Consider the following 20,208-nt stretch of genomic DNA (forward strand, 5'->3'; position numbering starts at 1 on the left):
TCCTTAATTAGTGGGCATTTTGTTTGATGAAGTTGCTGACAGATGAGTCTTGGGCCATATCTGCTATAACTTCAGATAGTACAGTATTTACCGCATCAGCAATTTTTTCATTTGTTGCCCCTAAAGGGCCTTGGACATTGTAGCTGGTGCGATAGTTCTTAACTTGTTTGCTTCCATTTTGTGCAGCACTGATGATAGAAATATCGGCTTTTGTTGAAATATTATGGCGCAGGCTGCCTTCCTTAACATCTGCATACAGATTGTTCACAATAATTTGCAGATCGGCATTGGCTGGAGAGCCAATCATATAACCACGGGCGGCCATCTGTTTTTCCAGGATTTCCTGGAGCAGAAAACGTAGATCGCGGGATGGTTTCAGTACTTCCAGCTTGGCATTGCGGTTAACTTGAGCAAGTGTTTGAGACTGGCGATTGTCGGCACCGCTGATACTGATGGTGATAGCACTCATAGTTGGGTCTGCTGTTGGCAGGGTAATTTTAGGATCAATGGTCAGAGTATTGCTGGGAGCAGCGCAACTTGTAAGGAGAAAAAGAGTAATAAGCGGCAAAAAGATTCTTTTCAACATGTTGATTTTCTCATCAGTGATAAGGATGTCCAGTAATACTTATCAATAGTATAAACTGTTGCAATAATAACACCGCCTTTGATCGCGGCATATCCCCGATGGGGTAAACATATATAAAAACCTGATAATATGGGATTCGATTAAAGGTATTTTAATGTGCTGATGCTATAACTCATGAAGAATAGACTAAAATCATTAATATAGTTGATAACATGACTGCTGTGTGGTTAAGGAGAGTAATATGGTGTATCAGGATATAGAAGAGAAATTACAGACGGCATTTAACCCTTCATATTTAGAGGTTATTGATGAAAGTTATCGTCACAATGTACCCGTAGGTTCTGAAAGCCATTTTAAGGTTGTGATTATTAGTGATAAATTTGTTGGTGAACGCATGTTAAACCGTCATCGTTCCGTTTACGGAATATTGTCGGCAGAACTGGCCGCAGGTGTTCATGCTTTGGCGTTGCATACCTATACAGAAAAAGAGTGGAATGAATTACAGGATACCGTTTTAGCTTCACCAGCATGTCGGGGTGGTAATAATCAATAATATTATAGTTCGGCTTTTGTCAGCAATTCTCGACTCACACCGTCTGCATCGCTATAATGTCGCGTCTAATTTTTAGAATGGTTTCGGGACGCTTCTGACATCAGGGATTCTCGGTTTTTAAATGCGACCGCCCCGGTTCTTAGAGAGTGTTGTGATTGGTACACAGAACGTGTGCCAGCCGCATGGTCTCTGGAGTTGACCGAGCACTATGATTTTTTTGAGGTAAAAAGATGCAAGTTTCTGTTGAAACCACTCAAGGCCTTGGGCGTCGTGTGACAATCACCGTTCCTGCTGCCGATATCGAAAAAGCAGTTAGTAGTGAGTTAGTCAATGTAGCAAAAAAAGTTCGTATTGATGGTTTCCGTAAAGGCAAAGTGCCTATGAACATCATTAAACAACGTTATGGTGCTTCTGTTATCCAGGATGTTCTGGGTGATCTGATGCAACGTAATTTTATTAATGCAATCATCGAACAAAAGATCAATCCAGCTGGTGCTCCAAGCTATGCACCGGAGCAGTTCAAAGATGGTGAAGACTTCACTTTTTCTGTTGAGTTCGAAGTTTATCCAGAAGTTGAGCTGAAAGATCTGGAAAACATTGAAGTTGAAAAACCTGTTGTTGAAGTCAAAGACGAAGATGTTGACACAATGCTGGAAACTTTGCGTAAGCAGCAGGCTGAATGGAAAGAAACCGAAGAAGCTGCTAGTGCAGAAGATCGTGTTACCGTTGATTTCAATGGTTCTATTGATGATGAAGAGTTTGAAGGTGGTAAAGCTTCTGACTTTGTTCTGGCTATGGGCCAGGGCCGTATGATCCCAGGTTTTGAAGAGGGCATTGTTGGTCATAAAACGGGTGAAGAATTTACCATTGATGTGAACTTCCCAGAAGATTACCATGCTGAAAATCTGAAAGGTAAAGCGGCTAAGTTTGTTATCACTTTGAAAAAAGTGGAACAGCGTGAATTGCCAGAGTTGACTGAAGAATTCATCAAACGTTTCGGTATCGCTGATGGTACAGTTGACGGCCTGCGTGCAGAAGTACGTAAAAATATGGAACGTGAACTGAAAAATGCAGTTCGTAACCGTATTAAATCTCAGGTTATCGATGGCTTGGTTAAGGCTAATGAAATTGAAGTTCCTGCGGCAGTTGTTGATGGTGAAATTGATGTTCTGCGTCGTCAATCTGCTCAGCGTTTTGGTGGCAATGAAAAACAAGCTCTGGAATTGCCTCGTGAGCTGTTTGAAGAACAAGCTAAACGTCGTGTTGCTGTTGGCCTGTTGTTAGGCGAAGTTATCAGTAGCAATGAGCTGAAAGCTGACGAAGAGCGTGTTAAAGGACTGATTGAGGAAATGGCTTCTGCTTATGAAGATCCTCAGGAAGTGATCGAATTCTATGGTAAAAACCAAGAATTGATGGGCAATGTTCGCAATATTGCTCTGGAAGAACAAGCTGTTGAAATTCTTCTGGGTAAAGCAAAAATTTCTGAAAAAGAAACTACTTTCAACGAGTTAATGAATCAGAATCAAATGGCATAAGTTTTGGCTTTGCCGTGAGATAATGAGTTTATCATCTTAGTGAAATGAACCCGCAGATTTATCTGCGGGTCAGATTGCAGGCAAGCCCTGCTAAAATTATGAAAATTTTGTATGGCTTTTATTCCCAATAAATTATGTCAACGAAAGAAGTTTAAGAGCTGATAAATATATTTCTTGCAATGAAAGATTATTCACATTCTCTTTATCGTATAGTGTTATGCATAGTTCATCTGAAATAAGAGGTCCCCAATTTTGAGGTTTTGTTACACCGTAAAGAGCAACTATTTTTTTATTAAGAGCTGCTGCCAAATGACAAATGCCACCATCACCAACGATAACAAGATCAACACTATTTATTAGTGATAGAAAAGATTTAAGATTTTCGCTTTCTATAATCTGTGATTTTCCCTCTATCATGGTTAATAGTTCATTAGCTTTTTCTCTATCCTTGTGGAGTGTTGAGATCAAAAAATATGCATCAGGAAAATTTTTTATAATTTCGTTCGCTATTGATGCCATTCTTTCATTTGTAATTTGACTTCTTGTCCTATTATTAGATACAGAAAATAAAATTTTAGGAAACTTACTGTTTGAGAAACCACTAAAATCTTTCATAACGATCTTTGGAGATAAATCAAATGGTATTGATTCTATTTTTGGATCAAAAATCTTTAATAATTTTAGTGATTGATGGAATCCATCAATTCTTCTGAAATCCGTTGGGACATTAATTAATTTCTCATGCCATTTTTTATGGCCTGTTACAGCATAACGTTTTCTTGCATTTACAACCCATAAGAATAAATTATTTAGTTTCATAGGCGAGGTCTTTGCAGAAATCGCCATATCAAATTTTTCTTTTCTATGTTTTAATGCTGTAGTTAAAAGAGAGGTATATTTATTTCCTTTTGGTATAGTGTGTATTATGACATCAGGACAAAGATATTTAGTCAATTCTTCATTATTGAATTCAATGAATAAATGTATTTCAGATGATGGGTGTTTTAATTTTAGGTAATTTATTAAAGGCTGCGTACATATTAAGTCTCCCAGACCATTCCTTCTCAAAATAGCAATTTTCACCGATTTCTCCTATCTTTATCTGAATAATTGTCTCAAGTTCTGCGCAAAAAATCTGTACAGAGCACACAACATCTTACACATGTTCAATATATCATTTTTAAGTTTATCACAAATAGTTCTAGAGTCTCATGAGGCGTAAGCCACCATACAGCCCAAATTTAAACCCGATAGAGCGATTATGGAAGGTCATGAATGAACATGTTCGAAATAACCGTATTTCGCTAATAAACATGAATTTCGAGACAACGTATTCAAATTTTTCACCACAACACTACCTGATATAGCGGACTCGCTGATGTCTAGAATTAACGACCATTTTCAGGTGATAAAAACTGCATCTTGAAGTTTCTTGGGTATATATACCCTGATTTTTATCTCTAATAACCTATAGCAATCACGTAAGGTTTTATTTGTGAACCGTAATGATCACCATTTGGAATGACGGTCACACCATTTTTATCAAAATCGTAAATTTGAAAAAACATATCTCCATATGTTCGACTATTTATTCTAGCGGTAACCGATAGAGATAATGTTTTATTTGGGAATGGTATTGGAAATTTAATATATTGCCTTTCTTCTTCTCCTCCTACCCAAATACCATCAGACCATTGATAGATTAATCCCGTTCCTTCATCCTTCCACCATCCTTTTTCGGATAATTGAGCTGTTGTACCACCTGATTTACTCCATTTACCCGCTTGGCAAGCTAAAATAGCTCCTTCTTTATCTCGACTGATTAAACCCTTTGGAGAACACTGCATTCCAACAATTGCAACTTTTTCTAATAACAGATATTCTTCGGTAGTAAGACGTTCTTTTGCTTTAATTTGTCCACCTGAATAAATCCCCTTATTGTTGACGCTACGTATCCAATCTTTATCTGACATATAAAAGCCACCTTCATGGGTGCTGTTCATCCAGCCTTTATTGTTTTGTGTCACAAGCCAACCACTGTTACTTTTAATATCACCTTCTGATATCACATTTTTCGAAAATTGCCCCGTTTTTGCATTAACTTTATCAGCATTGTCCAAATTATTACCATTCATATCAATAGACGTATACATACGATTTAGCTCAGGTCTATTGTTAACATTAAAACGATAAAGGCGGTCGCTTTCCTGTAATGCTGTACCTAACACTTCCGATGAAAGTGCTATTGCAATATGTCCCTTTTTACAATCAATACCAAAATCTTTGGGCTGACTGCTCCAGCCATTATAAGCACCTGTCGCAATATTTTTTTCATCAATATATCCGCCTAACCCTGAAATTTGCGTTGATATCGCCCTTAAGCCTTTGTAGGTAATCTCTGAACCATTGACGCTGCATGTCAAAGCCTGAAGTTTGTTCTTAAGTTTACTGTTTTTAACTACGCCGGTTACATAGCCTTGACCAAAACTGTTTTTCTCCGAAAATCCTTTTTGAAGATAGCCTTCTTTTATCAGTAAGGAGGAAGTGATGCGAAATGGTAAGGGTTTAGTCAAGATTGTATCCGTGTTGTCAGCTATATATTGCTTAGCTGCTTCATTAAACGTGCTGGCGTGTGTAGCTGCTACACTCCATTCTTTTTCATTAAGATATTCACTGTACTTTTCAGCAGCATAAATTGCCCCTAACGAGATGATAGCCAAAGCGGCTAATACTTCCAGCGAGACAAAACCACGATGTGGCATCAATGTAGTAAGAGACTTTTTGTTCACGTTCTCAACCTCGGGTAATCCACGGCAACCACGTTGCCGCGACTCCACATAAGAATGGTGCAAATGGTGCAGTTCGATAAGTTGCTTGTTTCTGCCACCGCAATGGATCACGTATTTTTTTAATCAGCAGAAATAGCGTTCCTATCACCGCAGCGATCCCAATAATCCAAAATAAAAACAGTATAGAAAACCACATTCCTAATCCTGCTATTAGGTATACATCGCCAAGACCGAATAACTCCTGTTCTGCCCATTGGTTATAAGCCGCTCGTACATACCACAGCACGCCAAACAATATCAGGGAGGTGAATGTAGTGAAGAATAATGTGTCTGGATGTATTAAGGAACGATAAACGGTTCCTATCAGCCAGAATGTCACCGTAAAACACTGAGGCAAACAGCGACTGGCACTATCCAAAAAAATAAACAGTGACAGGAATCCGCTACAGATAATGAAGAATAAAAGATGAATTAAAGATATCTCATTCCAGGCCATCATCACGGAAAACAGAGTAAACATTGGAATGACATACTTCACAAAAGGCCAGACCGATGAAAGTGGAGATTCGTTATACATGGATAAAAAGCGTCTTGCTACATATGCAGCTAGCAGTTGCCACTGAATTGACAGAATGCCAGCCAGCACCATATAACCGAATGTTGTCTGCCAGTGATTCATCGCTTTTCTCCCTGCAATGCTGGTAAGTACAAGGCATATATCTTTCTGGCATAATTCATTCGCTTGCTATCATTATCTTTTTTAAATCCTGCGTTGTATGAACCAAGGCATGTCCAGTTAATGCCACATTTCTGTAGATGTTTTGCTAAAATCCAAGCGCCTATTTGTATATTCAGACACGAATTATCTAACAGATCATCTTTAGACTGAATTACTCCCAGAAGTTTTAATTCTGGAATATGCATAGAATTGATTTGCATCAGGCCATAATCGATACTAAGAACCTTGCCCTTTTTATTACGATTGATATTCATTTCTTGTGTGTTAAGGCCGCTTTCCTGTGTTGCGATCGCTTTCAGTAATAAGGGATCAATTCGGTATTTTGCCCCTGCTTCATTAAAACAGAAGGCATGAGTACGAAAACAAAAAATAATAGCTGCAATCAACAATAATGCTTTTATTTTCATCTTTCCCGCCTAAAAAATAGAAAAGGGGAACTTCCCCTTTTCTGTCGGAAAAAGGGTGAATTTTATAATTCAATTAACTGTTTGATTTAAAGATAAGCGTGTTTATGCCAACTGAGCCATTGTCAGCTTTACATTGGGTACCTGCTTTTTCGGCGCTAATAGCACCAATATTATTGGTTCCTGAGATATTCATTTCATGGATCATGGCACTACCACTCAGTTTAGTTACTATCATAGTGCAAGCTTCCTGAGGCACATTCTTATAGGTGATAGAAAACCCTTTATTGTTGGTTGAGCCTTGAACTTTTTCTGGTGAAACGATGACATCACCTCCCCAGCCATTGGCAATTTTGGCATTTCCTGAAGACTTATCCCCATTAATGGTCATGTTGCCGGGTGCTCCACCAAACTGAACCAGTGTCCCTGTCATTTTGGCCGCACTTGTAAATGGATATTCACCTTGTGTTTTCAGCATTCCTCGTGATTGTGTGACCAGCATCTGCACATTAGATATCTCGTCATTGATTGTATTTTTGTTGAACATTCCAGATACAGCCCCTACAGACAGCACAATCGCAACCGCGATAATGGCTAGTACGCCCATCATTTCTAGACTCAGGAATCCCCGGTGCAGAGACATATTTCTCTGTTGTTCAGCTGCTTTTTCTGCATCAATCATCATTATGTGATCCTTTATGTTTACACTCATTGTTTACCCCATTTGATTAACTAGATTGTTCAAATCCTTCGTTGCCAGTAACAGCAGCAACATGTACGAAAACACCAGCAAGAAGCACAGTGCCATTAAATACGCAGCCTTCTTCTTGACCTGTTTAATGGTTTGCTCCAGCCAGCGATCAGCATAATGTTCCAGAATATTTTCGGTGCCACTTTCCTCCGTTAATAACATCATTTGGTTAACACAATCCTTTGATGGAAAGTGGTAACCGGTACTCTTTAAAGCCAGTCCCAGATGTTGGCCCTGATTCATGTAATGCACGGTTTCGTTGATTCGAGTTTCTAGCCAAGGGCTGGCGGTTTCGCCCAACATTTTCACGGCATTTAATACCTGGATATTGACCCGCAATAATGCAGCAATGTTGAGCAAGAAATAGACACCCTGAACAGTTCGGTAAACAGACCAAGGTGGCAGGAGATCGGCAATTTTCCGATGTTGCCAATGTCCCAATGACCAATAAATCAGTCCTGAAAGCAGTAACAGAATGGAAATAATGACTATGCCATGATGAACAAAAAATTCCGAAATATTGGTCAGTTGTTTGAGTGGTCCTTGCCACTTCTCTCGCGGAACTAATTTCGCTAACTGAGGAATAAATTTGTCACACACCAGATTCATCATCAGTACAACAAGGAAAAGCAAAAACGCGGGATACACTACCGCGCCTGTTAACGCTGATGTCATTTCACTTTTCCCTTGTACAATGCGGCTGGCACGACGCAAAGCATCGGCAATATTACCTGCTAACACCCCAGAACCTATTAAGGTAGCTTCCTGAACCGGAATCCAGTCCATCAGCATGGTTTCCAGCGCGTCCTGACCTTTATCCAACGCTTGAATGCAGTCCGTCAGTAGCACGGCAATTGGATGCTTTTTCTTGCCAAAATCTGTTGCTACATTACGCATATCGACCAATGCCTGCCGTAGCGATTTATTGTTATCCAGCAGGAACGCCAGCATGTCGTAAAAGGCAATCCGATCTTTGGCTGAAAAAGTTTTACGGTATATCCAGCGAACAACCGCAGACACCTGAACATCTACGGATAACGCATGTTCTCGCTGTTGCTTAAACACTAGTCCTCCTTCAACAGCGTGTAGCTGTCTTCATCAAGCGGGCAGATAGCATCAGCAGCCAAGGGATCAACCTCTCCGGTATTGATATAATGTAGAACATGCTGATTACGAGTAATTCCTCCTAATGAACGATGCCAATAGGTTTTAGCCGCTGTCGGCCCATCAGTTCGGTACAGTTTGTAAAACTGGGCATCTGGAGAAATTACCTCAGCCACAACAACTCGCCCAATAATGCCTTTGTAGCAGTATTCACAACCGTCACCATGACGCATAAACACCTTTTCAGGTTGGCAGTAGCGTTCTATCAACGCCCGCTCATCGGGGGTCAATTGGGAGGCAACTGATGCATAGGAACGCTTACAGTGCGGACAGATGCGTTGAACCAGACGTTGACTGATTAATCCCATCAATAGTTGAGGGTCGGCGATCAACCGGCCTGGTACACCTTCGGTTTCCAGACGCTCAATAATGTTGATAGGGTTATTAGCATGCAGAGTGGTCATCATCAAGTGCCCAGTCATTGCAGCTTTAATCGCCGCCATCGCCGAGTCATAGTCGCGAATTTCACCGTTCAGAATGGCATCCGGATCAGAGCGTAAGGCATAGGCAATGGAGAGTAACCAGGCGCGACTGACTTCTTGTACATTCTTTTTATCCGCAATTATTGGTGTTTGAATGGCTCCAGGTATACGACCTTCTGGGGGATCTTCAATGGTCAGTAACCGTTTCACTGGTAACCGGTTGGTGTATCCGTTCATCGATAAATAGGCAGCGGATACCGTGCGTAATGTGGTGGATTTCCCTGAACCAGTGGGACCTGACAGGATAATAATTCCTTCCGGCCGACACAGAAGCCTCTTAATGGTACTTATTTGCTGCGGTAGAAATCCCAGCAATTCAAAACTCGGCACTTGAGCACCATCATCTTTAATCAGGCGCATAACGGCATATAACCCGCCGACAGCTGGCATATGTGCGTAACGAGCGCCAAATATTCCTAGCGGTTTCACAAATGCTTCAGCAATCCGACCATCTTGATGCTGGTTTGGGTAGAACTGTTTTTCAGTCACATCACACATCGACAACACGATGGTTGACGCTAGCTCCCAACCTTCCTCTTTATCAATACAATCTAGCACCAGCAATTCACCATGTACCCGTGCTTCGATATAGCAAAAATCGCTGTTATCGCGTCCTATAGTAAAATGCAAATCTGATGATCCAAGCTTAATTGCCTCGCGAAAGTAGCGCAGAACCTTGCTTTGAGTCGATGAAAGTTGTGTCCTATTATTTTGCTGAGCATCATTCAGTTGTACTACTTCATCTAACGAAACAGCTCTACAACGAGTTCGACCAGGGTTAGCTTTCTGTACACGACTAACATAGTTTTGTATCAAGAAATCCCCGCTACGATTTTCTGCGTAGCAAATATCCAGTATGTCATCCTCCTTTGGTGTGACGCAGATATAGCGGGCAATCTCCTGCGGTGGTGATTCAATGACAAAATTTGTCATACCATTCCTCTTTTAATTAAATGGTAAAGAGCGTTCATTTGAGCCGTTGGATACTCGGACTTCGAGTGCCGTGATCGCTTTAATTTTGTACGCTGTACCTGGAATAAATTGCCCTGTTGTGGCTTCAACCCAGCTGCCATCAGGCAATCCTAAGCGGGCAATTAACCGGTTACCTGTTCCGTAGATTTCTTGAATATGAGGTAACTGCTGCATTCTGGGCATGACCGATGAATGCATTTCACTGTCAGTAACAGAGGACATTGTTGTTGTTATATTTTCGCTGACATTTTCAGCAAGTTCTTTTTGCGCCCGTGCTCGTGCTGCTTGCGCTTCTAGGATCACCGTTTCAGCCTGAATTTGTTCCAGCTGATGTAAGGTATAGTTTGTCATCACTGGCGGTTTGGTCTTTTGGGGCATTTCTATTTCGTTATCTGTTGTTGATGCTTTGGCAGGTAGACATGTACTTGAGATTAGAACAACAATAAGGGATAAGTAATTACGGTTTTGCATAGAGTTTTCCTTCAATTTTGTAGTTCAGTCGTCCCTGACTTAACACCAGAGTGATTTGGTTGAGTCGGATACCGATATCATCTATCCCTGCAAACAATTGAGTTGGTGGGATAGTTGTATCGAGTGACAAACTAAATGTCCGCCAAGGCAATACCGATTCCTCTCCTGAGGGAGTCACAATGCGGTTATCCTCTTCCTGAAGAGTGAGAGGTAGTCGCATTTGTTGGGTGAATGTCGTTAATCGCTGGATTTGTACCTCTCCCTTTGGCAATTCGCGTTTATCAGCTGGTGTTTCAAATGAGATGGACTGGTTAAAACCACCAATATCGCCACTCCCCGGTAAATTGAAATAAGGATGCTCAGTAAACGTTTGTTTTACTCGATGGGCAAAATCGCCGACATTGCCTCCATCAGGCAAGGTATAGGCAAAACGGATGGAACCCTCCTGAGAACACTGTGCTTCCTTGAAGATCCAGCCAGCCAGCGATATAGGAGCGGCCTGCCAACGTGCAGCACAGGTATTCACAAAATTTTTCAATCGCGGTTGGGTAATCCATGGAGGAATAATGACAGAACTCGCCGATATATTTTCCTGCTGCTGAGCCAATATCGCCTGACGGACAGCTTCCTGTCGAATCGCTTCTTGGTGGTCACTATAAAGCGTCCAACCGCAGTAACTGACCAGAACCGCAATCCCGAATGTCACCATGCCAAATAGCGTTTTTTTCATGGATGCTGAGTAAAAGTGGCTAGAAGCAGGAAATCGACTCCCATTTAGGAATGCATCAAGATTAAATGGCTGGCTACCGTCAATGTGCCAATCTGTCGGTGCAAAACATTGCCACCCGTCTTTAGGTTCGTGGTTAAATTGCGTAAAGGTTTCTCGTGCTTGTTCGATATGGAGGCGGTTGCCTACTACATCGTTTATCAACACACCATCAATACTGCTGACAAAGGCAAATTTGTCCGTCTCTAATGGCATAATGGTATAGCCACTCTTAATCTGTTGAGAGGCTATCAACAAACCCAATGAGTAGAGTCCCTTTATTTTTCTAGGTAATGTCAGTGTTGATCGACGGACTAGGCCGGCTACAAACTGGGCTTGGCCTTCACTATCACGGTAACGATAAGTCACTACGTGATCGGCACCCAGCCGTCGAGCCAATCCCTTGATATTTCTGCGATCACGCGATGAAACTGGTTCCCAGGTAACACCAGCAAGAAATGCAATATGCCCTCGAATGACAGGCGTGGCTGTCATAGTGTTGTTGTGCTGTTGCATTATACTTCCTGTAAAATCACTGGCGTAATCAGGATCACTAACATTGTGTCTGCATCTTCATTCTGTTGACCACCGCCTAAGCCAAAGAACCAAGGCTGCCCAACTCCCTCTTTTCCCGCTTTTCGGTTAGTCTGCTGGAATCCAGAAAGTACAATGGTTTGCCCTGATTTCATGTTGACGCGTTGATTGACGGTCTTCAATTTAGTATTCAACAGTTCTACCGAACTTCCTCCACTAGTAAATGTCCTGCGAGTTGGTGGATCAGAAAGACTGATTGAAAATTGCAGTTGTAGATTATTCGCATCCGGCATGATGTATGGCAGCAATGTCATGTTGAATCCGGTTGTAATTGTGGCTGGTTGGATAGAAGTCGATGTTCCGACATTGGCGGTAGACTCGGTAGTCACTTGCGCTACATAATCTTCTTGCTCAGCAACTTGTAGCGGCAGTGATGTCATATTGGTCGTTGCACTAGACTGTTGAGTGACTACACTGACCTTAGCTTGCTCAGAAAGTGCTTTGATAAAGCCTTTTGAACCAGCTAACTTACCATCAACAATAGACAATCCTCCGGTCATGGCGTTTTCAGCTGCTCCGGAAAATCCACTGGTTAACGTCATTCCAACACTGCCGCTGCTAAATATGGCATTCCAGTCAATACCAATTTGATCTTTATTATGTTTTTCAATGCTCAAGACTTCCACATTCAGTACGACTTGACGGTTCAATTCTTTATTACGTTCTGCCACAAATTGTCCTACAACATCCAAAACTTGTGGTGCATCAGTGACCGTCAAATGCCCAGACGAAAGGAACATTCGTCCAACGTTTGGAGTCAACATGGTTTTAATTGAATTCTGCAAATCAGCATACAGAGAAGATTTAATTTCCATTGTGGTCGTTTGTGAGGTATTAGCATCACCTGTAATGGCATTTCCGCTTTGACCACCACTGTTTCCCGCTGTTGATGTCGTACCACTGACGACTTTTGAATTGAATTCTGCTTTAGAATCCATAAACGCAATATTGAAAGATCGCGTTTCCAGGTAGTAGAGATAAATTCGTCCCTTTTCGTAACGCCATGACATCCCTAACCGGCTGGTCACGCTATCAAGCAGCCCTGACAGTGAACCGCTCCAATACAGCCCATTCAGCGTACCAGAAGGATTAGCAGATATAGCTGGAAATGAATTTCCCATGGTAGCTAGAGGCACCATACCGTTCGCATCAGGCGATGGGATATTGTTTGTCAGTTGTTGGGTTTTTCCTCCAGTACTGCCTAATACCATTGAAACATCAGGGGTTACCGTCACCGGGATTCGACAAACACCAGCGATGCGTTGAGAGATTTCGTTGAGGGTGATGTTACCTTGCCGATTTAGTGTAATGGTGCAATCAGGTACGGACTTTTGAGTTTGACGTTTTTCAATAATCGGAACAGGGTTAATCCACTGGCTTCTTGCTTCTCCAACCATCGGCCCTGTTGATTTCAGTCGGTTCATTTGCTCTTGTGCTCGGGCGTAATCGTTATCAGCATGTTGCATATTGTTATTGATACGCTCGATACTGGCACAGCCGGATAGAACTAACGCCGCCAATATTGGCGTTAGAACAAATATTTTATTACACATGCTTTTATCCTATTGATTAGTTCAGATAGACAACCGCGCCATCGGGAATTCTTATCGGTACTGGTACGGTCATATCTTTGCCACTGTTGTCGATGAGATGACGTTGCTTAACTGTGCCAAGCAACGCAGAAGATAGAGTTTGTGTTTTGAGAGCATTCATTAACCCACGCTCAGGTTTTTGCCATACATAAACACGCTGCTTAAAAATTACATGATAGATTTCATGATTTGGCTTCATGCCGATCTGGTCAGGTTTTAATACTATCTCATTCGGTGTCGCGTTCACGTCAGGATGATCATAAAGGTAATCATTTATCGCATTGATATACTGAACAGTTTCAGTTGCTCGCTGTGTCATAATCGTTAAGGTTTCAACAACATCCAGCTGTGAATTCTGACGATTTTCATAAAGACTTGTCAGAGTCAATACAACAAGGAAAAAGGAAAGCAGTAGATACCCCATGACTACACCTCATTGTTCCATAACCTGAATGAGACATTGTGGTGTATTGGTTTCTACATACAGGGGTTTTTGGGCGTATTGGTAGAGACTAAATACGTCATTGAGTGCTGATTTAAAATGACCTTTAAATTGTAATGGGGCATCTATACGATAATTAATCGGGGTTTCCCATATTACCGTCCAATTAATGGAATCTGCCGCTGAGCACATTTCTTTTACTGCCCAAGCCATAATGCCGTCTTTTAATGTTGTTCCTTTTTCAATACGCCATTGTTTTTCAACTGGGGTAACGGGAGGAGGATTCTGCGTTAAATTGATTGGTTTTATAGTCGTTGTACCTTTAAATGTATTCGATGATATAGCCCTTGGCTTAGGAGCTTGCTTTGTGACTTCCATTTTTCCTGCATTTTGTGAAGCAATGACAGGTGTTTTTATGGTTACCTTGGGGGGAGTTAAGGCTGCAATAGTCGTTTTATTTTCATGTCCTTTACCAATATTTTTCATTGCCATATTTTTAGGTGATTTTGCGACACCTTCTAATCCAAGAATTTGTTGCTGCTCAGTAACGACGGTTATTTCTGGGGCCACCTTGGGAGGATTATTTAATACTTGGGTTTGACATCCAGCCAATAATAACACAGCCGCCGATCCAGCAAGAAAATAACGCTTCATGGGTATTCCTATGTCGTTGAGGATAGTGGGTTCGATTTTGTAGCTGATTGCTTAAAGCTATTTTTTAATATTTGGCTATTGATCCGTTTGTTTACCGAAGCTTGCTTTACTTTCGGAGTAGATACGGAACATTCAGATAAAAACACATTTGCAAGTATCACTGTGATCAGAAGAGATCCTTTATGTCCAGAACTACCCCAGTGATTGAAGTTTTTTCTTGAATGTCATTAATAAGAGCTTTCTATTTTGATTACTAAATTGATTAATTAAAAAATGCAAAAGTACTCGGTTTGATATTATTTTTAGTTAATTAACTAATTTCACGGGTATGATGGCATGACTCCTGATATCGGTGATTACCTACTCAGTAACGACTATTGTAGTGACTTTTCCTTGGTTTCCGTTTTGACATGGAAAATGCCTATTGAGAAAAAAAACGCTAACATAAACGTTAGCGGCTAGATTGAAAAAAATATTTTTTAAAGAATCAGGAAACGCTATAACGGATTTCACGGCTTTCGAGAAAGCGTAAAAATGCGCATTGGCGTTCATGTACTGAAGTAATTTGCGCAATGTGCTGAATTTCAGCAAGAAGTAAAGGAGCTGCGCTAAGACATTCCACAGACTTATCTTGAAGGTTTAATAGAACTTCTTTTGAATGTTCCAATTCGTTAATAATGTGCTGTGGAACAATACAAGGCTCCCCTCCAAAACGGACAAATGCAATAGCTCCTGGAATATTAGTAATTGTTGTTGTGTGAACTTTATGGATATCAAACTGCAGAAAAAGATAATTTGGAAGCATAGGCTTCTGGGTATATCGGAAGGAATTGCAGTCCGTTCTAGGTGAGACTTTTATCAACATAGGCCGAAAAACATTAATACCTAATGCACTGACTCGCCGTGAAATTTTTTCGACATCCTGAACAGTGCAATAGAGCACATACCAGCAGTTCACTCTTTCCTCCTTAGTTTTTAGGGAAGCCGCCCCCATTTCCTATCCGCGAGGTAGGAATATATAAATAAATTTTATGGTTGCTTGAATATCAAGTAATAATACAACAATTTGCTTTATATTCAAGTTTTGCTTTCTAAGCGAACCTCACATTTTTGATTTAATCGTTATGCTAGTGAAAAAGTGAGCGAGGAAAAAATGGTACCGAAACGTTTAAAAGAAGCCCGATTGCACAGAGGGCTGAAGCAGGTAGAGTTGGCAGAACTGCTTGAATTAGATGGTGTTGATATACGAAAAATGATCTCAAATTATGAGACTGGCCGCTATACACCATCCTTTAAAATTGTGGTTGCCATTGCTAAAAAACTTAATTATCCAGAATGCTATTTCTACATTCAAGATGATATCTTTGCAAAGAAAGTATTGAGCCTTTTCTTATCGAATGTTGAAATTGAGAATCTTTACCATTTAGAAATTCAACATATAAAAGATTCAGTGTGCTCACTTTCTGATTTCTTGAAGAAAAATTTCCCTGAATCAAAATGAAGAGCGCGGCTTAATCTTCTCTTAATCAGGAAAGCCGCCGCCAACTGCGAGAAGGTGTATTTAGGCTGATTATCACTCGTTTGGTGTAAACCCTTATTTTCGCTAAAGTGCTCTAAGGCATAAGGCATTGTTGTAACATGTCATAATCTTTTTATATGCGGGTTGCTTTATAGTTAATAGGATTGACAGCGATATGTACATGGAGGCTACTAGTATCATGACGAATCGCAGGCAGCATATTGATGCTCGCTTAGGTTTAATTCGCCATTTAGCTCATGCTGACGACCGTCAGAAAAAATGCTTATAAAATAAGTTTAAAATTTGGTGCTGCACTATGTTCGATATAATTGACCAGCTGGTGAAAGATAGCTTGTTTTGTGTTGGTACTGCGGAGATGAACTTTCTCACTCATCTGAATCTATCTGTTTAAAGGAACGATCAGTAGCCTAAAAAAATAACACCTTATCAGTAGTAGGATTAGATAATACAATAAATTAATATACCCTTCTTCTTTCAAGTTGCTGCTTTGTTGGCTGTTTTGACTTACCCCAGTCACATCGTTATCTATGCTCCTGGGGGCCGTTCACTTGCCGCCGCGCTACAACTTGGAATCTATTGGATATAGTAAGGGAATCTGACCAGTTACCTGGTCAGATTTTATTAATTTGATTTTATAATTTTCCGAATTGTGGGCGCAATTCGATAATGAACTTTACAATAACGAGGTGGCTTATTTCTCGTCAATAATATAAGTCTTTTTTATGACTCCATTTTTTAGTCACCTGTCTGATCGGTTACAAGAAATAATCGGATATAACTAATTGATAGAAAAATTAAGATATAACGGAAATGAGCAGTTTTTGTGTTCTGGTATTAAATGTAGCAATATATTCAAATAAACAATTTTTCATCATTGAGTAGTGTTCATAAAGTAATTCGTCATTTTTCCATTTTGCTAGGTTTTGGAAATATTTTAATGTATAAAAAGTTACAGCTATTCCACACTGTTCGGAATTTAAATAACCTTTAAATTTATTTTTAAGAGAAACCACATAACCATCTGGAGGAGCTACAAAAAAACCTCCATTACTTAACTCAAATATTTCCCAAAATCCGCCTAGATATCCCTCTGCGTTTTCATCCATCCACGAATAAATATAAGTGTTACCTACAACAAATAATTCTTTAAGATATTCAGAAAGAAATTTTTTTCTATCGAAGTGCCAGGTTATTTTCTTTTTGGTTACGAGTGGAATATTTTCAGTTGCGTTTTTTTTACCTACTACACATGGGTTAATTTTTACGAAATTTTGATACATTTAAAATATCTCCTTTTTCCTTTGATGACATCAATTCCAATCAATTAACAAGATTGAATAATTTATTGTTAATGAGAGGCCCAAAGGAGAACTTATGACATTTTCTATGTTTTTAACCAGAAATATCAATCTATTATAAACACAAGTGGCTAATTTTTGGCTTTTATCAAATGGGGTATTTTTTGCGCGATCTTAAAGTATACTGGTAATTCTCCCTGAAAAACGGGTGAAACGAGTCCTTTTTGAACAGATAATTGCCCTGAAATTCAAAATGAAGGTTTGGTTAGTGGGGGGAATTCCAGATTAACTATTAGATAGTATTCAGTGTATCTACTTTACGGACCAGATGGTTCCAGGCGACTACCCCCTACCCTTTGAGGGAGATCGTTTCAGGGATGAAGTTGTGTAGAAGGTGATATCCTTAAACATGAACATGGCAATCAGCTCTTTTTTTGTACGATATTTTATTAGAACAAAGTAATGGATAAAAAAACAACGCTCTGTTAATAATCTGACCCGTAGATTTATTTGCAGGTTTTTTTATTCGTGGAAGGCGAGATTTTTCTTGAAAAAAGTGGATTTAACCCCAGATCCTTTTTCATATTATGTATATGATTGCAAAATTTTTCAGGGGAGGTCTTCCCTTGATTGGCTAACTTTGAATCATGGTCATCATCGCTTATCTCAAGTAGAATCGGTTATGAATGGCACCAACATGAATTCTATTAGGAGACGGAAATGTCATATAGCGACAAGCGGGATCAATATGTGCCTCATATGGCTTTGGTGCCGATGGTAATTGAACAGACTGCACGAGGGGAACGTTCGTTCGATATTTATTCACGTCTGTTAAAAGAGCGTATTATTTTTCTGACGGGTCAGGTTGAAGATCATATGGCAAACCTGGTTGTGGCCCAGATGTTGTTCCTTGAGGCAGAAAATCCGGAAAAAGATATTTTCTTATATATAAATTCACCAGGTGGTGTGATTACTGCGGGAATGTCTATTTATGACACTATGCAGTTTATTAAACCAGATGTCAGCACCATCTGTATGGGACAGGCGTGTTCAATGGGGGCATTTTTACTGACCGCTGGTGCAGAAGGAAAACGCTTCTGTTTACCAAATTCCCGGGTCATGATCCATCAACCATTAGGTGGTTTCCAAGGGCAGGCTACAGATATTGAAATTCATGCTCAGGAAATACTTAAGGTTAAAGCGCGTATGAATAGTTTGATGGCTAAGCATACGAGAAAACCTCTCGAAGAAATCGAGAAAGATACAGAACGTGATCGTTTCTTATCAGCAAGTGAAGCCGTAGAATATGGGTTGGTTGATAAGATTTTTACCCATCGCGATTAATTTATTATTCCCGGAAGCTATAATATAAATATTCGCCTTACCATTATCATTTGGTAAGGCAATGTTGTTCTCGGGGTAATAGCAGAAGTTTCCTGCTTTGCCAGACGAATCTGGGGTAGCAGTTGATAAAGTGAGGTTGTGACTGATGACAGATAAGCGCAAAGACGGTTCAGGAAAGCTGCTGTATTGCTCTTTCTGCGGGAAAAGCCAACATGAAGTGCGAAAATTGATTGCTGGCCCGTCAGTGTATATCTGCGATGAATGTGTGGATTTATGTAACGACATCATTCGCGAAGAAATTAAAGAACTTGTACCACATCGTGAGCGTAGTGCATTACCAACTCCTCATGAAATCCGTCAACATCTGGATGATTATGTGATCGGCCAGGAAACGGCGAAAAAGGTGCTGGCAGTTGCTGTTTATAACCATTACAAGCGGTTGCGTAATGGTGATATGAGTAACGGTGTTGAATTAGGTAAAAGTAATATTCTGCTCATTGGACCGACAGGGAGTGGTAAGACGCTGTTGGCTGAAACGCTGGCCCGTTATCTCGATGTCCCTTTTACTATGGCGGATGCGACTACTCTGACTGAAGCGGGATATGTGGGTGAAGACGTAGAAAACATTATTCAGAAATTACTGCAAAAATGTGACTACGATGTGCAAAAAGCCCAGCGCGGTATTGTTTACATCGATGAAATTGACAAAATTTCACGTAAATCTGATAACCCATCGATTACCCGGGATGTTTCTGGTGAAGGTGTACAACAAGCACTATTAAAACTGATTGAAGGTACAATTGCGGCAGTTCCGCCTCAGGGGGGACGTAAACATCCTCAGCAGGAGTTTTTACAGGTAGATACCTCTAAAATCTTATTCATTTGTGGTGGGGCGTTTGCTGGCCTGGATAAAGTAATTGGTCAGCGTCTAAATACCAGTACCGGTATTGGTTTTGGTGCGAAGGTGCAAGGTGAGTCAGAAAAAGCGACTGAAGGTGAACTTCTTGCCCAGGCTGAACCAGAAGATCTGATCAAATTTGGGCTGATTCCTGAATTTATTGGGCGGTTACCTGTTGTTGCTACACTCAGCGAACTGAGTGAAGAAGCGTTGATTCAGATTCTGAAAGAACCTAAAAATGCGTTGACTAAGCAGTATCAGGCGTTGTTTAACCTTGAAGGTGTCGATCTGGAATTCAGAACTGAAGCCCTGACCGCTATTGCTAAGAAAGCAATGGTTCGTAAGACAGGTGCTCGTGGCTTGCGTTCTATTGTTGAAGGTGCATTGCTGGACACTATGTATGATCTGCCATCGATGGAACATGTTGGAAAAGTTGTTGTAGACGAATCTGTTGTCAATGGTCAATCTGCACCATTACTGATTTACAGCAAACCGGATGCTCAGGTTTCTGGTGAGTGATTGAGATCAGGACAGGGAATTCATTAAACTGGGTATTATTGAATAAAATGAGGGGGTTACCCTCATTTTGTTTTTATTGGCGTACTGTACCATTGAATGTCAAATTCCTGTCCCC

20 protein-coding genes and 1 pseudogene are annotated in these 20,208 nt (G+C 40.5%); 6 read left to right on the top strand and 15 right to left on the bottom strand.

Translation table 11 applies throughout. The annotated features are described in order from the left end of the window. Positions 1–7: 7 nt before the first annotated feature. Positions 8–586, bottom strand: coding sequence for a lipoprotein (locus EAE89_RS04675; protein ID WP_054476878.1), 579 nt, complete (start codon positions 584–586; stop codon positions 8–10). 241 nt (positions 587–827) lie between these two features. Here EAE89_RS04675 and bolA point away from each other — a divergent pair, with 241 nt between their 5' ends. Together bolA and tig are read left to right on the top strand one after the other, a co-directional pair. Continuing rightward, the gene (gene bolA, locus EAE89_RS04680; protein WP_054476881.1) at positions 828–1,139 is read left to right on the top strand and encodes a transcriptional regulator BolA; all 312 of its coding nucleotides are present in this window, start codon (positions 828–830) and stop codon (positions 1,137–1,139) included. A gap of 230 nt (positions 1,140–1,369) precedes the next feature. Beyond that, positions 1,370–2,674 carry a trigger factor gene (gene tig / locus EAE89_RS04685; protein WP_214085450.1) on the top strand — a complete coding sequence of 435 codons (1,305 nt, stop codon included), beginning with the start codon at positions 1,370–1,372 and terminating at the stop codon, positions 2,672–2,674. Positions 2,675–2,806: 132 nt separating this feature from the next. Here tig and EAE89_RS24145 read toward each other — a convergent pair whose 3' ends face one another. Beyond that, entirely contained in the window at positions 2,807–3,757 is a 951-nt protein-coding gene (locus EAE89_RS24145) for a glycosyltransferase family 9 protein (RefSeq protein ID WP_214085451.1), read from the bottom strand. Positions 3,758–3,897: 140 nt separating this feature from the next. Here EAE89_RS24145 and EAE89_RS04695 point away from each other — a divergent pair. Next, a pseudogene (locus EAE89_RS04695) lies at positions 3,898–4,100 on the top strand (transposase); the annotation flags it as partial. 34 nt (positions 4,101–4,134) lie between these two features. Here EAE89_RS04695 and pilV read toward each other — a convergent pair. The 12 genes from pilV to EAE89_RS04755 all read right to left on the bottom strand — a co-directional run bounded on the left by pilV (position 4,135) and on the right by EAE89_RS04755 (position 15,452). Beyond that, the gene (gene pilV, locus EAE89_RS04700; RefSeq protein WP_149616017.1) at positions 4,135–5,463 is read right to left on the bottom strand and encodes a shufflon system plasmid conjugative transfer pilus tip adhesin PilV; all 1,329 of its coding nucleotides are present in this window, start codon (positions 5,461–5,463) and stop codon (positions 4,135–4,137) included. A 4-nt stretch (positions 5,464–5,467) separates the two neighbouring features. After that, on the bottom strand, positions 5,468–6,142 hold the full coding sequence (locus tag EAE89_RS04705; RefSeq protein WP_054476888.1) for a prepilin peptidase: 675 nt from the start codon (positions 6,140–6,142) through the stop codon (positions 5,468–5,470). Further along, positions 6,139–6,609: a lytic transglycosylase domain-containing protein gene (locus EAE89_RS04710; RefSeq protein WP_054476890.1), complete on the bottom strand. Its 471-nt coding sequence runs from the start codon at positions 6,607–6,609 to the stop codon at positions 6,139–6,141. The genes EAE89_RS04705 and EAE89_RS04710 overlap by 4 nt, the downstream gene beginning before the upstream one ends. Positions 6,610–6,682: 73 nt before the next feature. Then, positions 6,683–7,318, bottom strand: coding sequence for a type 4 pilus major pilin (locus tag EAE89_RS04715; RefSeq protein ID WP_244866157.1), 636 nt, complete (start codon positions 7,316–7,318; stop codon positions 6,683–6,685). Between the two features lie 3 nt (positions 7,319–7,321). Then, positions 7,322–8,422, bottom strand: coding sequence for a type II secretion system F family protein (locus EAE89_RS04720; RefSeq protein WP_339423033.1), 1,101 nt, complete (start codon positions 8,420–8,422; stop codon positions 7,322–7,324). Further along, complete coding sequence (locus EAE89_RS04725) at positions 8,422–9,936, bottom strand: GspE/PulE family protein (RefSeq protein ID WP_054476894.1); 1,515 nt, start codon at positions 9,934–9,936, stop codon at positions 8,422–8,424. The genes EAE89_RS04720 and EAE89_RS04725 overlap by 1 nt, the downstream gene beginning before the upstream one ends. Before the next feature lie 12 nt (positions 9,937–9,948). Then, positions 9,949–10,446 (bottom strand): type IV pilus biogenesis protein PilP, encoded by a 498-nt coding sequence (pilP, locus tag EAE89_RS04730; RefSeq protein WP_149616016.1) that lies wholly within the window; start codon positions 10,444–10,446, stop codon positions 9,949–9,951. After that, positions 10,433–11,728, bottom strand: coding sequence for a type 4b pilus protein PilO2 (gene pilO2, locus EAE89_RS04735; protein ID WP_214085452.1), 1,296 nt, complete (start codon positions 11,726–11,728; stop codon positions 10,433–10,435). The genes pilP and pilO2 overlap by 14 nt, the downstream gene beginning before the upstream one ends. Further along, positions 11,728–13,359, bottom strand: a complete 1,632-nt coding sequence (gene pilN / locus EAE89_RS04740; protein WP_214085453.1) for a PilN family type IVB pilus formation outer membrane protein — start codon at positions 13,357–13,359, stop codon at positions 11,728–11,730. Before pilN ends, pilO2 begins: the two co-directional genes overlap by 1 nt. Before the next feature lie 16 nt (positions 13,360–13,375). Beyond that, positions 13,376–13,822 (bottom strand): type IV pilus biogenesis protein PilM, encoded by a 447-nt coding sequence (pilM, locus tag EAE89_RS04745; protein WP_149616013.1) that lies wholly within the window; start codon positions 13,820–13,822, stop codon positions 13,376–13,378. 9 nt (positions 13,823–13,831) lie between these two features. Then, positions 13,832–14,494 (bottom strand): toxin co-regulated pilus biosynthesis Q family protein, encoded by a 663-nt coding sequence (locus EAE89_RS04750; protein WP_054476905.1) that lies wholly within the window; start codon positions 14,492–14,494, stop codon positions 13,832–13,834. Between the two features lie 487 nt (positions 14,495–14,981). Next, positions 14,982–15,452 carry a transcription termination/antitermination NusG family protein gene (locus tag EAE89_RS04755; RefSeq protein ID WP_149616011.1) on the bottom strand — a complete coding sequence of 157 codons (471 nt, stop codon included), beginning with the start codon at positions 15,450–15,452 and terminating at the stop codon, positions 14,982–14,984. Between the two features lie 180 nt (positions 15,453–15,632). On the opposite strand from EAE89_RS04755, the gene EAE89_RS04760 reads away from it, so the two are divergent. Further along, complete coding sequence (locus EAE89_RS04760; protein ID WP_262499883.1) at positions 15,633–15,995, top strand: helix-turn-helix transcriptional regulator; 363 nt, start codon at positions 15,633–15,635, stop codon at positions 15,993–15,995. An 833-nt stretch (positions 15,996–16,828) separates the two neighbouring features. Here the strand turns inward: EAE89_RS04760 and EAE89_RS04765 are convergent. Continuing rightward, a complete protein-coding gene (locus EAE89_RS04765; RefSeq protein WP_054476909.1) occupies positions 16,829–17,314 on the bottom strand; it encodes an antirestriction protein in 486 nt (161 codons plus the stop codon). A 738-nt stretch (positions 17,315–18,052) separates the two neighbouring features. Here EAE89_RS04765 and clpP point away from each other — a divergent pair. After that, positions 18,053–18,676: an ATP-dependent Clp endopeptidase proteolytic subunit ClpP gene (gene clpP / locus EAE89_RS04770; protein WP_054476911.1), complete on the top strand. Its 624-nt coding sequence runs from the start codon at positions 18,053–18,055 to the stop codon at positions 18,674–18,676. 145 nt (positions 18,677–18,821) lie between these two features. Further along, a complete protein-coding gene (gene clpX / locus EAE89_RS04775; RefSeq protein WP_054476913.1) occupies positions 18,822–20,093 on the top strand; it encodes an ATP-dependent protease ATP-binding subunit ClpX in 1,272 nt (423 codons plus the stop codon). Positions 20,094–20,208 lie beyond the last annotated feature (115 nt).

Source organism: Photorhabdus heterorhabditis, assembly GCF_018448905.1.
GTDB classification, from domain to species: Bacteria; Pseudomonadota; Gammaproteobacteria; order Enterobacterales; family Enterobacteriaceae; genus Photorhabdus; species Photorhabdus heterorhabditis.